The organism is Streptomyces sp. NPDC044061 (assembly GCF_056434305.1).
In genome coordinates, this window is record NZ_JBWKFL010000004.1 from 93,565 (window position 1) to 107,740 (window position 14,176).

10 protein-coding genes are annotated in these 14,176 nt (G+C 72.5%); 5 read left to right on the top strand and 5 right to left on the bottom strand.

Annotated features, from left to right (window positions below):
- Positions 1–15 precede the first annotated feature (15 nt).
- The gene (locus AC07CM_RS07640; protein WP_478875414.1) at positions 16–993 is read right to left on the bottom strand and encodes a methyltransferase domain-containing protein; all 978 of its coding nucleotides are present in this window, start codon (positions 991–993) and stop codon (positions 16–18) included.
- Positions 994–1,092: 99 nt separating this feature from the next.
- Between AC07CM_RS07640 and AC07CM_RS07645 the strand changes: the two genes are divergently transcribed.
- From AC07CM_RS07645 to AC07CM_RS07660, 4 genes are all read left to right on the top strand, one after another.
- Positions 1,093–1,497 carry a globin gene (locus AC07CM_RS07645; protein WP_478875415.1) on the top strand — a complete coding sequence of 135 codons (405 nt, stop codon included), beginning with the start codon at positions 1,093–1,095 and terminating at the stop codon, positions 1,495–1,497.
- Between the two features lie 155 nt (positions 1,498–1,652).
- The gene (locus AC07CM_RS07650; RefSeq protein ID WP_478875416.1) at positions 1,653–5,024 is read left to right on the top strand and encodes an FtsX-like permease family protein; all 3,372 of its coding nucleotides are present in this window, start codon (positions 1,653–1,655) and stop codon (positions 5,022–5,024) included.
- A 1-nt stretch (position 5,025) separates the two neighbouring features.
- Positions 5,026–7,737, top strand: a complete 2,712-nt coding sequence (locus AC07CM_RS07655) for an ABC transporter permease (protein WP_478875417.1) — start codon at positions 5,026–5,028, stop codon at positions 7,735–7,737.
- Between the two features lie 40 nt (positions 7,738–7,777).
- Positions 7,778–8,734: an ABC transporter ATP-binding protein gene (locus tag AC07CM_RS07660; protein ID WP_478875418.1), complete on the top strand. Its 957-nt coding sequence runs from the start codon at positions 7,778–7,780 to the stop codon at positions 8,732–8,734.
- Between the two features lie 9 nt (positions 8,735–8,743).
- Here the strand turns inward: AC07CM_RS07660 and AC07CM_RS07665 are convergent, their stop codons facing one another.
- From AC07CM_RS07665 to ettA, 3 genes are read right to left on the bottom strand one after another with little or no spacing between them, the layout of a single operon-like run.
- On the bottom strand, positions 8,744–9,421 hold the full coding sequence (locus tag AC07CM_RS07665; protein ID WP_478875419.1) for a DUF8185 domain-containing protein: 678 nt from the start codon (positions 9,419–9,421) through the stop codon (positions 8,744–8,746).
- Positions 9,418–9,831 (bottom strand): acyl-CoA thioesterase, encoded by a 414-nt coding sequence (locus tag AC07CM_RS07670; RefSeq protein ID WP_478875420.1) that lies wholly within the window; start codon positions 9,829–9,831, stop codon positions 9,418–9,420. Before AC07CM_RS07670 ends, AC07CM_RS07665 begins: the two co-directional genes overlap by 4 nt.
- 6 nt (positions 9,832–9,837) lie before the next feature.
- Positions 9,838–11,502, bottom strand: a complete 1,665-nt coding sequence (ettA, locus tag AC07CM_RS07675) for an energy-dependent translational throttle protein EttA (protein WP_478875421.1) — start codon at positions 11,500–11,502, stop codon at positions 9,838–9,840.
- Positions 11,503–12,338: 836 nt separating this feature from the next.
- On the opposite strand from ettA, the gene AC07CM_RS07680 reads away from it, so the two are divergent.
- Entirely contained in the window at positions 12,339–13,064 is a 726-nt protein-coding gene (locus AC07CM_RS07680; RefSeq protein WP_478875422.1) for a hypothetical protein, read from the top strand.
- 381 nt (positions 13,065–13,445) lie between these two features.
- On the opposite strand, the gene AC07CM_RS07685 is transcribed toward AC07CM_RS07680, so the two are convergent.
- Positions 13,446–13,694, bottom strand: coding sequence for a DUF7660 family protein (locus AC07CM_RS07685; RefSeq protein ID WP_478875423.1), 249 nt, complete (start codon positions 13,692–13,694; stop codon positions 13,446–13,448).
- Positions 13,695–14,176 lie beyond the last annotated feature (482 nt).

Consider the following 14,176-nt stretch of genomic DNA (forward strand, 5'->3'; position numbering starts at 1 on the left):
CCCTGGCGCCAGGCCCTAGGGCAGGGGCCAGGTGTGGGGTCCCTCCGGGTCGTCCAGCCAGGCCCGGGCGCGCTCGCCGCTGACCGAGACGCCGTACCGTGCGCGGTCCGGGCCGCCCTCGCGCTCCCACAGCGCGTGGGCCTCCCGCGGCTCGAGGGCGCCCCGGGTCAGGGCGAGCAGGAACTGGAAAAGTTCGTTCTCGCGGGCGCCGCTCGGCAGTCCGGCCAGGGACACCGCCTCGGGTTCCGTGCCGCCCGCGCCGCGCAGCGGCACGAAGTAGGCGGGCGAGGGCAGGAAGCGGCCCTCGGCGTGCCCGGCGTCGTGGACGGTGAGGGCGAGCAGGCCGGTGGCCAGCGGGGTCAGGATGCGGGCACCGCGGCGGCACTGGGCGACCCAGGCGAGCGGCACGGTGGGCAGCGCGCAGGTGGCGATGATCCGGTCGAAGGGCGCGCGTTCGGGGACTCCGCGCGCGCCGTCGCCGGTGACGACCACCGGGTGGTACCCGGCCGCCGCCAGGTGCCGGACGGCCGACTCGGTGATCTCCGGTTCCAGTTCGACGGTGGTGACGAGGTCGTCGTCGCCGAGCCGGTGAGCGAGCAGGGCCGCGTTGTAGCCGGTGCCGGCGCCCACCTCCAGGACCCGGTCGCCGTCCCGCACACGCAGGGCCACCAGCATCCGCGCCATCAGCGAGGGCTGGCTGCTGGAGGAGAGCAGCTCGCCGTCGCGCAGCCGGGTGGCCAGCGGGACGTCGAGGTAGGCCCCCTGCACCCAGCGCTCCCGGGCCCGCGGGTCCGGGCTCTCGCCCCAGCGGCGCTCGTAGCCGCCCCGGACGCCGACGTAGTAGTACGGGACGAACAGGTGCCGCGGCACCTCCATGAACGCCTCCCGCCAGACCGGGTCCTCGTCCCAGGTCCCGTCGGCGTCGATCTCCCGCACCAGCGCGGCCCGCGCCGCGGCGGCGAGTGGGCCGGTCTCGGTGTCGTAGGCGCCCATGTGTCCACAGTAGGGGCGAGTGGGTACGGCCGGTCCCTGGGACGGTCGGCAGGTCCTGAGCCCGGACTCCTGGGTCACCCGGTCTGAGACCATGGACGGGTGAATGAGATTCGGCGCGGCACGCTTCAGGAGCAGACCTTCTACGAGCAGGTCGGCGGGGAGGAGACCTTCCGCCGGCTGGTCCACCGTTTCTACGAGGGGGTCGCCGAGGACCCGCTCCTCAAGCCGATGTACCCGGAGGAGGACCTGGGCCCCGCCGAGGAGCGGCTGACCCTGTTCCTCATGCAGTACTGGGGCGGCCCCACCACGTACAGCGAGAACCGCGGCCATCCCCGCCTCCGCATGCGGCACGCCCCGTTCACCGTGGACCGCGCGGCGCACGACGCCTGGCTGCGGCACATGCGGGTGGCCGTCGACGAGCTGGGGCTGTCCGAGGAGCACGAGCGGACGCTGTGGAACTACCTGACGTACGCGGCCCAGTCGATGGTCAACACCCCGGACTGACCGTCAGAATCCCGAATTCCGGTCGTCCGGCGCCGAATTCCGGTCACGATCCGGTATAGACCGGTCGGGAACCGGTTACCCGTGGCTGGTCGGCTCTGCGAACATCACCCGAGATCCAGACAGATTTACGGAAGTCCGGACGACACGGGGGTCGGGTGACGGGGTTCGTCGTCTCACGCGCGCGGGCACACCGCCTGCTGCTCGGCTCCGCGCTGCTCACGGTGCTGCTGACCACCGCCGTGCTGGCGACGCTCACGGCGTACTCGGGCGCGATCGGGGACGCGTCGCTGCGCCATGTGCTGAACGACCCGCGCAACGCGGCCGCCACCGCGCTGACCGTCAAGGCCGACGTCCCCGCCGGGCAGCACGCCGCCGCCGACAGCGCCGTGCGCGAGGGCGCGCGGAAGACCTTCGACGGGCTGCCGGTGACCGTGCGGACGCTGCGCCGCTCGGGCCCGTACGCGCTGCCCCTGTCCCTGCGGCCGCCCGCGCTGCGCTCGGGCGACCCGGACCTGACCTACTTCGCGGCGCTGGACCACACCCAGGTGCGGCCCACCGCCGGGCGGCTCCCGGGCCGCAGGGCCGGCGAGATCGAGGTGGCCGTCCCCCAGGCCGCCGCCCGGCCGCTCGGGCTCGAGCCGGGCGACCGCCTCACCCTGGCCGACCGGCTCGGCGACCGGAAGGTCCGGGTGCGCGTCACCGGGCTGTACCGGCCCGCCGCCACGAACGCGCCGTACTGGCGGCTGGACGACCTGCTCGGCCGCGGTGTGAAGAAGGCGGGCTTCACCACGTACGGGCCGCTGCTCGCCGATCCCTCGGTCCTCGCCGGCGGGCGGGTGAGCACCGGTGGCACGGCCTGGCTCGCCTCGGCCGACTTCGGCGCGATGACGACCGGGCGCACGGGGGAACTGCGCGGGGCCGTGCGGGCGGGGAGCGGGGAGCTGCGCAAGGCCCCGGCCCTGCGCGGTGCGACGGCGGCGACGACCTCGCTGCCGGACGTGCTGGACCGGATCGACCGCTCGATGCTCGTCGCCCGCTCCACCCTGCTGATCGTCGCGCTGCAACTCGTGCTGCTCGGCGGGTACGCGCTGCTGCTGGTGGCCCGGCTGCTGGGCACCGAACGGGCCGCCGAGACCCGGCTGCTCAGGGCGCGCGGCGCCTCCCGCCCCCGGATCGCGGCCCTCGCCGGGGCCGAGTCCCTGCTGCTCGCCCTCCCCGCGGCCCTCTGCGCGCCCCTGCTGGCCGGACCGCTCACCACCCTGCTCACCGCCCACGGCCCGCTGACCCGCCTCGACCTGCGCCTCGACCTCCCGCCCGCCGGGAGCCCCGGGGTGTGGCTGGTGGCGGTGGCAGTGGCGCTGGGCTGCGCGCTGACGGTGACGCTTCCGGCGCTGACGGGCGCCGGCCCGGAACCGTCCGGGCGGCGCGGACTGCGCGGACTGCGGGACACGGCGTCCGGCCGGACGCGCGGTCCGCGCGTCCCCCGGGTGCGCGGGCGCCGTCCCGCGGGCCCGCAGGGTGCCCGCGCCCGCCGCGCGGGTGGCGGTCTCGTCCCCACTCCGCTTCGCGCGGGCGCCGACCTGGGCCTGCTCGCCGTGGCCGGGGTCGCCTACTGGCAGCTGGGGCAGCAGGGCTCCGGCGGCGTCGCCACCGACCGGTCGGGGGCGCTCGGGGTGGATCCGGTGCTGGTCGCCGCGCCCGCGCTGGCGCTGCTCGCCGGGACCGTGCTGACGCTGCGCCTGCTGCCGCCGGTGGCGCGGCTCGCGGAACGGTGGGCGGCGGCCGGGCGGGGGCTGCCGGCGGCGCTGGCCGGCTGGCAGTTCAGCCGCCGCACCGCACGCGCGGCGGGGCCGGTGCTGCTGCTCGTGCTCGCCGTCGCGCTCGGCATGCTGGCCATCGGCCAGGGCGCCTCCTGGAACCGCTCGCAGGACGACCAGGCCGACTTCCGCGCCGGGTCGCCGGTGCGGGTGCTGGACGCCGGGCAGGGCGGACTCGGCCGTACCGAGACGTACGCGGCCCTGCCGCACGTCCGCGGGGCCGTGCCCGCCGTACGCGGCGAGCAGGGCCTGTCCGGGGACCGTACGGCGACGGTGCTGGCCGTGGACACCGCGCACGCGGCGAACGCGCTGCTGATGCGCCCCGACCTGGCGGACGAACCGGTGAAGTCGCTGCTGTCCGGTCTGACGCCGAAGGACTCCCCGGTGGGGGCCCGGGTGCCGGCGCACACCGCGCGGCTGCGGCTGACGGCGAGCCTGCACAGCTCCACGGGACCCGGGACGACCGCCGAGGTCACGGCCCGGCTGGAGGACGGGGCCGGGGTGCCGTACCCGATGCCGGCCGGGCTGGTGCCCGCCGACGGCCGCCCGCACACCCTCGTCGTCGACCTCGGCTCCGCCCCCGGCCCGGCGCTGCTCACCGGGCTCCAGCTCGACATGACCCAGCCCGCCGAGCGCGCCGAGCGGCACCGGCTGACGCTCAGGGGCCTGACCGCCGAGGGCACCGACGGAACCCGGCACCCGCTCACCCTGCCGGCGTCCTGGGCCACGGACGTGCACACCGGCGGCGCGGCCGTCTCGTCCCCGCACACCACCCCCACCCGGCCCCGGATCGTCTCCACCGAGCCCCTGACCTTCTCCTACGGCACCGGCTACCTGCCGGACGCCGACATCTGGACCATCGCCACGGTGTCCGTGCAGCTCCAGGTGGCGCGGCCCGCGCCGCCCGAGGTGCGGGCCGTCGCGACCGACCGGTTCCTGAGCTCGGCGGGCGCCCGTACCGGCCAGCGCCTGGACGTCACGGTCGGCGACCAGAGCCTGCCGGTGCGGATCGTCCGGTCGGTACGGGCGCTGCCCACCACCGGCGCCCCGGCGGACTCCGCCGCCCACGACGGCGGCGCGGTCCTGGTCGACCTGCGCGCCGCGAACCGGGCACTGCAGGCGCGGTACGGGGAAGGCGCCACACCCGACGAGTGGTGGCTGCGGACCGCCCCTGGTGACGCGGCCCGGGTGGCCGCCGCGGTACGGGCGCTGCCGGACGTCGACCCCGAACAGGTGGTGGTCCGCGACGAGATCGCCGCCGGGCTGCGCGACGACCCCTTCGGCGCCGGACCCACGGCCGCGTTCACCGCGGCCGCCGTGGTGGCGGCGGCGCTCGCCGCGGTCGGCTTCGCCGTGGGCGCCGCCGGATCGCTGCGGGCGCGCGAGGCGGACTTCGCGGTACTGCGCGCCCTCGGCGCCCCGCGCCGCCGGCTGGCCCGCACGGTCGCCGCCGAACTCGCCGTACTGGTGGGCCTGGCCCTCGCGGTGGGCACCGTCCTGGGCGCCGTACTGGCCCGTGGAGTGCTCCCGTTGATCGTGCTGACCGGCGAGGCCTCCCGGCCCGTCCCCGATCTGCTGGTCCAACTGCCGCCCGGACGAGTGGCGTTGCTGCTGGCGGGCGTCGCCGCGGCGCCGCTGGCGGTGGCCGTGGTGACGGCCCTGCGCCGGGCCGATCCGGCCCGGGCACTGCGTGAACAGGGGGGTGAGTGACGTGCGTTCCGAACCGGCCGTGGTCGCGCCCTGGGTGCGGACCCGGCTGCGGGCCGCTCCCGGTGCCGCGCTGGCGCTCGCGCTGCTGGTCGCGCTGACCGCCTGCCTGGCGGGCGCGCTGCCGCGCGCGGTGGACCGGTACGAGGACGCGGGCCTGCGGCACGCCCTCGACCAGGCGCGCCCCGAGCGCACCACCGTACGGGCGACCGCGGCGATGCCGGCGTACGGCGCGTCCGGCACGGATCCGGACGTCTCGTTCAGCCCCGCGGCCCTCAAACGGCAGTTCGGGAAACTGCTGCCCGTGGTGGACGGTTCCGTGTCCGTCGACCGCGCCCAGTCGGCGTACGGCGTCACCACCGAGGACGGCAGCTCGGTGTTCGAACCGTGGCTCCCCCGGCCGACCGGCCTGCCCGCGAAGGTCACGCTGGTCGCGCAGAGCGGCCTGGCCGTACACGCGCGCGTCCGCGAGGGCCGGCTGCCGCGTGCCCCGGGCCGGGTGGACCCGGACACGCACGAGACGGAGGCCGCGGTCTCCGCCTCCACCGCCAAGGCCCTGCACATCAAACCGGGTTCCGTCATCCACGTGCCCTGGCTCGCCGGCACCCTCGCCGTCCGGATCACCGGAATCGTCGCCCCGCGCGACCCGGCCGGCGCCTACTGGTCGACGGTGCCGCTGCTGCGCACGCCCGCGCTGGAACGGCTGCCCGACCCCGGCCCGCCGCAGACCTACTGGCACGGCGCGCTCCTGCTCCCCCCGGAGGCGACCCTCACCGTGCTGGGCATCGGCAGGGATCCCTACCGCTACTGGCACTTCGCTCCAGGCACCGGCAGCCGGCACGCCCGTGATCTCGGCAGGCTGCGGTCCGCCGTCGCGTCGCTGGAGTCCGGGCCGGACCTGCGGCGGGCCCGTTCCCTCACCGATCCGGACCTGGACGTGGGCACCGGTCTGGACGACGTGGTCATCGCCTTCTCGCGGCTGCGCTCGGGCATCTCCCCGCTGGTCGGGGTGGCCGCCGCCGGCACCGCCACGGTCGCCGCCGTCGTCCTGCTCATGGCGGGCGGCCTGGCCGCCGACCGGCGCCGGGCCGAACTCGCCCTGCTGCGCGCCCGCGGCGCCTCGCTGCCCGGCCTCACCGGGCGGCTGCTGGCCGAGACCGCCGTGGTCGCCGTGCCCGCCGGGGCGGCCGGCCTCGCGGCCGCCCTCGTCCTCCTCCCCGCCGCCCGCGACGGCTACGCCGTCGCCGCCGCCCTCGCCGTCACCCTCACCGCCTGCGCCGCCCTTCCGCTGCACGCAGCGCTCACCCACCGCTCGGTGCGGCTGACGGGCCCCCGGGAGGACATGGCCTCGGTCCGCCCCTCCCGCCGCCGCACGGTCGCCGAACTGACCCTGCTGGTGCTGGCGGCCGGGGCGGTGGCCACCCTGCGCGACAGAGGCACCTCGGCAGGCCGACTGGTGTCGCTGGCACCGGTACTGACCGGCGTCATCGCGGCCCTGCTGCTGCTCCGCCTCTACCCGCTGCTGCTGCGCCGCCTGGCCCGCCCGGCCGGCCGGCTGCGGGGCGCGGTGGCACCGCTCTCCCTGGCCCGCGCCGGCCGCACCCGGGCCTCGGCGGTACTGCCCCTGCTGGCCCTGCTGACCGCCCTGACCACGGCGGCCTTCGGCGGCTCGGTGCTGGCGGGCGTGGCCGCGGCCCGCGACCACGCGGCCCTGTTCACCGTCGGCGCCGACGCCCGCCTCGACGCGGACACCCCGCTCCCCGCCGACCTGCCCGCCCGGGTGCGCGCGCTGCCCGGCGTGCGCGGGGTGGCGGCGGTGAGCATCGCGTACCAGGCCAGACCGGACGACGGGGAGGAGACCGTGCCGCTGGCCGGAGTCGATCCCGGGACCTACGGGAAGCTGTCGGCCGGAACCGGACTGGGAGCCTTTCCCGCCCGGGGGCTGCGGAAGGCGGACCCGCTTCCCGCCCTGGCCTCGCCGTCCGTCGCCCGGGCCTACGGCACCCGGCGCTCGTTCCCGGTACGGCTCGACGACGGCAGCTCGGTCACCGTCCGGATCACCACCGTCCGCGACACCACCCCGGCCGTGCCCGGGGCCGACTTCCTGATCGTCGACCGTGCCGGACTCCCCGCCGCGGCCACCCGGCCGACGTCGCTGCTGCTGACCGGCGCCCACCTCGACGGGGCCGCGCTGCGCCGTGCGGCCCCCGCCCCGGCCACGGTCCGCGTCCGTGCCGAGGAGCGCGACCGCTACGCCGACTCGCCCCTGCAGACCGGCGCCGGGCACGTGTACAAAGCGGCGGTGGCGGCGGGCGCCGGCTTCGCCGTCCTCGCCCTGCTCCTCGCCCTGCTGCGGGCGGCCCCGGAACGCGCCGCGCTCCTCGCCCGGCTGCGCACGATGGGCCTCACCCGCGCCCAGGGCCGCCGTCTGCTGATCCTGGAGTCCCTCCCGCAGGCCCTCCTCGCCGCCCTCGGCGGCACCCTCACCGGCTGGGCCGCCGTCCGGCTCCTCTCTCCCGGGATCGACCTCACCACCATCGCCCTGGCCTCGGCCCGGACCCCGACGGGCCGGGCCGTGCTCCGCCCGGACCTGTGGTCCCTGACGGTCCCGGCCGTCACGGTCGTGGTGCTCGCGGTGGGAGTCGCGGCGGTCCAGGCCTGGTGGACGGGCAGACGGGGGTCGGTACGGGAACTGCGGGCGGGAGAAGGCCGATGAGCGTCCGGCAGCAGCACAGGGCACCTACGCAGGAGACCCCATGACGACCGACCCCACCCTCACCGAGCTGGCCAACCGCGTCACGGACGCCCGCAACCGCCCCGCCTACGGCCACGACGCCCTCATCACCTGCGACCGCCTCGTCCGCATCTTCTCCGCGGACGGCGTCGAGGTACAGGCCCTCCAGGGCCTCGACCTCCTCGTCCGCGAGGGCGAGTTGATGGCGCTCGTCGGCGCCTCCGGCAGCGGCAAGTCCACCCTGATGAACATCCTCGCCGGCCTCGACACCCCCACCGCGGGAGCGGCCCGGGTCGCCGGCCGCGACCTGCTCACCATGACCGCGAAGGACCGCCTGGCCTACCGCCGCGAGGTCGTCGGCTTCGTCTGGCAGCAGACCTCGCGCAACCTGCTCCCCTACCTCACCGCGGCCCAGAACGTCGCTCTCCCCCTCCAGCTGTCCGGCACCCGGACGCGCCGCCACGCCCGTACCGAACGCGCCCTGGAACTCCTGGAGTTGCTCCAGGTGGCCGACTGCCGCGACCGCCACCCGCACGAGATGTCCGGCGGCCAGCAGCAGCGCGTCGCGATCGTGGTGGCCCTCGCGAACGCCCCCGCGGTCCTGCTCGCCGACGAACCCACCGGTGAACTCGACTCCCAGACCGGCGCACAGATCTTCGACGCGTTCCGCGCGGCGAACGAGACCCTCGGCACCACCATCGTCATCGTCACGCACGACCAGGCGGTGGCCGGCGAGGTCCGCCGCACGGTCGCCATCCGCGACGGCCGCACGTCCACCGAGGTGCTGCGCCGCAGCCAGGTGGACGCCACGACGGGCCACGAGACGGTTGTCGCCCGCGAGTACGCCATGCTCGACCGCGCGGGCCGTCTCCAGCTGCCCGCCGAGTACACCAAGGCCCTCGACATGCGCGACCGGGTGGCCCTGGAACTGGAGTCGGACCACATCGGGGTGTGGCCGGACGACAGCGAGGAGAGGTAGCCGGGCCGGTCAGCGCACGCTGACGCCGAGCGCACCCAGCCCCGCCCGCCGCACCGCGACGGACCCGTACGGCGTGCGCAGCCTGAGCCACGCACCCGAGGAGAACAGACCGGTGTCGGCCGCGCCGGTCCCCGGCCGCAGGAAGCCCAGCGACTGGGCCGCGTGCACGGCCCGCACGGGAAGCCGGGTCGGCGCTATCTCCCGGGACCAGATGTCCCGCCCGATCCGGTCCAGCTCCGCACGGGTACGGCTCTGCGGCGCCAACTCCTCGGTACGGGACCGGAATTCGGCGACGGCCTCGGCGACCGTCGTACGCAGCGCGTCCGGCGCCGGCAGCCCGGGCTCGGGCTGCCAGCCGCCGCGCGGCGGCAGGACGCCGGCCCACGGCGGTCCGGTGACCGCGGCCGGCACGGCGGCCGTGGCCGCCCGTTCGTCCAGGGACTCCAGGAACTCACCGGCGGAGACGGTCACGTCGAGGGTGACGTCGAGTCCGTTCTCGTACGGCTTCGCCAGCCGGACCGCGCGGACCGCCAGCACCTCGAAGGACGGCGGCCGCCCGAACACGGCGAGCGCGGTCCCGGCCGCCTGCAGGCGCACCGCCGCTCCACGGTCGTAGTGGAGCAGCCGCGAGAGGAAGGCGGCGAGGTCGGCCGCCTCCGTCTCGTCGGCCAGGTGGAGCACCGTCATGCGGCGACGGCCTCCTCGGAGGCGTCGTCCGTGTACTCCTGGAGGAACTCGCGCTCCTCCTCGGTGATCCGGCGCGGCCGCTGGTTCTCGAAGTCGAACGGCACGACCACCGTGGAGGCGCGCACGTACACGACGTCCTCGTCCTTCACCTCGTAGGTGATGGTGAAGGACGCGGCCCGGATCCGGGTGACCCACAGCTCGATGTCCACCGGGTGGTGCCGGTGGACGAGCTGCCGCTTGTAGTCGATCTCATGGCGCGCCACCACGGACCCCTGCTTGAACTCCTTGTCCGGGCGGAACAGGAAGTTGATCCTGGCTTCCTCCAGGTAGCGGACGAAGACCGCGTTGTTGACATGGCCGTACGCGTCCATGTCCGACCAGCGCAGCGGGCAGCGGTAGATGTGGCGCAAGATCGATCAGCCCCGGGTCAGCTTCTTGTAGGTGGCGCGGTGCGGACGCGCGGCGTCCGGGCCGAGCCGCTCGATCTTGTTCTTCTCGTAGGACTCGAAGTTGCCCTCGAACCAGAACCACCTCGACTCACCCTCGTAGGCGAGGATGTGCGTGGCGACACGGTCGAGGAACCACCGGTCGTGGGAGACGACGACGGCGCAGCCGGGGAAGTCCAGCAGCGCGTTCTCCAGGCTGGAGAGCGTCTCCACGTCGAGGTCGTTGGTCGGCTCGTCGAGGAGCAGCAGGTTGCCGCCCTGCTTCAGGGTCAGCGCCAGGTTCAGGCGGTTGCGCTCACCGCCGGACAGGACGCCGGTCGGCTTCTGCTGGTCCGGGCCCTTGAAGCCGAATGCCGACACATACGCCCGGCTCGGCATCTCGACGTGGCCGACGTTGATGTAGTCGAGCCCGTCGGACACGACCTCCCACAGCGTCTTCTTCGGGTCGAGGTTCTCGCGGCTCTGGTCGACGTAGGAGATCTTGACGGTCTCGCCGACCTTGATGTCACCGGAGTCCGCCGTCTCCAGCCCCTGGATCATCTTGAACAGGGTGGTCTTGCCGGCGCCGTTCGGACCGATGACGCCCACGATGCCGTTGCGCGGCAGCGTGAAGCTGAGCCCGTCGACGAGGACCTTCTCGCCGAAGGCCTTGTTGAGCTTGTCGACCTCGACGACGATGCTGCCCAGGCGCGGGCCCGGCGGGATCTGGATCTCCTCGAAGTCCAGCTTCCGCATCTTGTCGGCCTCGGCGGCCATCTCCTCGTACCGAGCGAGACGGGCCTTGGACTTGGCCTGGCGCCCCTTGGCGTTCGACCGCACCCACTCCAGCTCTTCCTTGAGCCGCTTCTGCCGCTTGGCGTCCTTCTGGCCCTCGACCTTCAGACGGGTGGCCTTGGTCTCCAGGTACGTGGAGTAGTTGCCCTCGTACGGGTAGGCACGTCCGCGGTCCAGCTCGAGGATCCACTGGGCCACGTTGTCCAGGAAGTACCGGTCGTGGGTGATCGCCACGACGGTGCCCGGGTACTTGGCCAGGTGCTGCTCCAGCCAGTTCACCGACTCGGCGTCGAGGTGGTTGGTGGGCTCGTCGAGGAGCAGCAGGTCGGGCTGCTCCAGCAGCAGCTTGCAGAGCGCGACGCGGCGCTTCTCACCACCGGAGAGGTTGGTGACGGGCCAGTCGCCCGGGGGGCACCCGAGCGCGTCCATGGCCTGCTCCAGCTGGGCGTCGAGGTCCCACGCGTTGGCGTGGTCCAGCTCCTCCTGCAGCTTGCCCATCTCGTCGAGCAGCGCGTCGGAGTAGTCGGTCGCCATCAGCTCGGCGATCTCGTTGAACCGGTCGAGCTTGCCCTTGATCTCGGCGACACCCTCCTGGACGTTCTCCAGGACGGTCTTGTCGTCGTTCAGCGGGGGCTCCTGGAGCAGGATGCCGACGCTGTAACCGGGCGACAGGAACGCGTCACCGTTGGAGGGCTGCTCCAGCCCCGCCATGATCTTCAGCACGGTCGACTTACCGGCACCGTTCGGGCCGACGACACCGATCTTGGCACCCGGCAGGAAGCTCAGGGTGACGTCGTCGAGGATCACCTTGTCGCCGTGCGCTTTGCGCGCCTTGCGCATGGTGTAAATGAACTCAGCCAAGAGAAACCGTCCGGCAGCTTGAATCTGGCAGTGGGCAGATACACCCCATCTTGCCGTACGGCCACCCCTGCGCGGAAACGCGTCTGCCCGGGCGCCTCTGACCTGGGGTTTCGCCGACGGCAGCGGTGGCTCGCCTGTCAGTGTCGGTCGCCGTTGGTCGGCCTCGGCCACCCTGGCACGGCCCAGAGACGGCCCAGGAACGATCACTCGTCATCCGCCTGCCACTCATCGAGCCGGACCCTCACCTGGTGGTTATGTGCGTCGTGCCAGTAGACGACGCCCTTGACCAAGGCCCCGGGCGCAGGCAGCTCCATCCCGAGTGGCATGGCCATGCTCTCAGCCAGCCCCACGGCATCGGGCACACCCTCTATACGCATGGAGATGCCGAAACGGCTGATGGCCCACGACTTCTCCGGTGATCCGGTCCCCCACGGGCAGAGCAGATACGGTCGCCGGCCAGCTCCGCCGCACCATGTCTCCGGCCGACACTTCAGAGCGCGTGAGCCTCGCGTACTCGTCCATCGGTAGATGTCGAGTTGCCGCTACCGTCCGCCGTCGTTACCGCCAGCGCTGCCGCCGGCTGGGCGTCAGCCATGAGACCCGACTACCAAGAAGCTGGGCTGCTGGCGCTGGTAGATGCCTTGTCTGGCGACTGAGCGCGGGGCAGCGTCAGTTAACGGGCTCAGTTTTCGGACTCACCCGGAACGGATGCGATCACTGACCCGATGGGTAATAGTGGAATTGTGGGGCCGAAGGACAGTTGATGCTCGCAAGCGCCGCGCCGGGCGCCGTCGAAACTCAGGCAGACCCAGAGCCGTCTGAGGGAGGAACGGCCGATGGGAGGCAGCAAGAGCCGATACACCGTTAAATCGGCAAGGCGCAGGGCAATTCAGGAGAGGGCCGGACATCGGTCACGATTTCGTAACTGGTGGAGTCGTGTCCCGTGGAAGGTATGGGGTTCGGCAGTTGGAGCTGTCGCGGCTATTTTGACCCTCCTCTTCACCGGTACCGCAACCTATTATCAGGCCCGCGTGTCGATTGACCAGTTGCGTCAGGCTAAAGAGGATGCCATCCGGGCCGAGCGGGACCAAGCATCGCGTGTGTCTTTCTGGGTGACAAAAAGTGGCCTGACAAGTGAGGAGCTCCACCTGGAAAATCGCTCTCCAGATCCCGTCTTCGTGGTGATCCTACGTGTCGATAACGTCCTTGTGGATCGGAAGCCGGAACAGCCGGAGCGTATCGCTAGTCGGGTTAGTCTAGATTCACTACCTCCTTGCTCCGAGTATATTTTCAGGCCGGAGATGATCGCGTACTCCTACACATATCGAGACGAAGGTAAGCAACCCAAGTGGGAACTCGGGAGAATTCCGGCGGATGCATTTTTTTCAGGGCCTCGCATTGCCTTCATTGATGCGGATGGAAGAAAATGGATTCGTAACTTCTCGGGGCAAGTGTATAGGGCTAGCACACTTCCCGACTCGTTTGGCCAACCGTCGACCGATGAGGGGAAAGGATTCTTTATAGGAAAACCGTCGGAAAGGAAGGCCGTTTCATGTGGCTGAATAGGCTGCCGGAGTCAGTTGCTAGCGGATGAGCTCGGAGTTCAGGGACGTCTCGTGTGTACCCTGCTGGACTCCCGAAGGGCTGGCGCCCGATGACCTGGCCGGTGATCCGGGTTCCTACAGGCAGAGCCGCGACGATTGTCGCCCAGCTCTCCCGCACCAAATCAGCGGCCGGCACCTCAGGGCCTGACGGCCAGGCATACTCATCCATCGGTAGGTCATGACGCGCCGAGACCGGCGCTTAGAAGATGCGGGCAAGCCTTGGGGAGGCGATCGACTCTTCCCCTGAGGCCTCCGCGCCGGGCTGTCGAGTGCCGCTGCCGTCCGTCGTCGTTGCCGTCAGCGCTGCCGTCAGCTGGGCGGTCCAACCATGAGACCCGACTACTCGTAGATGCTCGCCGCTCGCAGCGCTCGGGCGAAGAAGCTCCAGTCGCCGTGGGACGGCATCTGGCGGCCGGCGTTGCTGTACCAGCCGTCCGCGTCGTCAATCCATGCAGCGAGGGCCTCCAGGAACGCGGAGAGGTCCGCGTTGGACCAAGAGTCGCCCTCGTCGACGTAGCTGCGGTGCAGGGAGAGGACGAAGGCCGCAAGGTCATCTCTGCTGGTGACGTGATCAGGAGAAGTAGTCATACTGGGCAACCTACTTGGGGCGCCAGCGGGCGGAACGAAGGGCCCGGCTGCTTAGAAGGGGCTCGGGTGGTTCATTGGGGACTTGCTCTGAACTGGCCTTCTCGGGAAATGGTGTTGGGGTGGCCGATTGCTTCGACACGCATTCGACAGGACGGGGTTGGCCGCAGGTGGTCAGGCGCGGCGCCATGCTTCGAAGAATCCTCGCGGTCCTGTGACGTTTCGAACTCCCGCCGACCCGCCAACGCAGCTCCCACGGCTTCGGGCGGCCGGCGTCACCGCCATGACCATCAGCCGCGCGAACCAGGAAGTCCGCCCCTTCTACCACCGAGGTATCCAAACGCGCCTATCTGCGCGAGCTCCCAGAAGATCTCCACAGTTCGAGCCGATTGACAGACAAGACCTCCACTCAACCTGACAACGCCCCTGCCCTGCTGCTCAACTGCCGTGCCGCCCAGTAGTCGCTGCCGCCCGAGATGTCGCTC

What these genes read in the sequence shown, in the direction of transcription:
- AC07CM_RS07640 (WP_478875414.1), bottom strand. Translation starts at nt 993, where the DNA reads ATGGGCGCCTACGACACCGAGACCGGCCCACTCGCCGCCGCGGCGCGG.
- AC07CM_RS07660 (WP_478875418.1), top strand. Translation starts at nt 7,778, where the DNA reads ATGACGACCGACCCCACCCTCACCGAGCTGGCCAACCGCGTCACGGAC.
- AC07CM_RS07665 (WP_478875419.1), bottom strand. Translation starts at nt 9,421, where the DNA reads ATGACGGTGCTCCACCTGGCCGACGAGACGGAGGCGGCCGACCTCGCC.
- AC07CM_RS07680 (WP_478875422.1), top strand. Translation starts at nt 12,339, where the DNA reads ATGGGAGGCAGCAAGAGCCGATACACCGTTAAATCGGCAAGGCGCAGG.
- AC07CM_RS07685 (WP_478875423.1), bottom strand. Translation starts at nt 13,694, where the DNA reads ATGACTACTTCTCCTGATCACGTCACCAGCAGAGATGACCTTGCGGCC.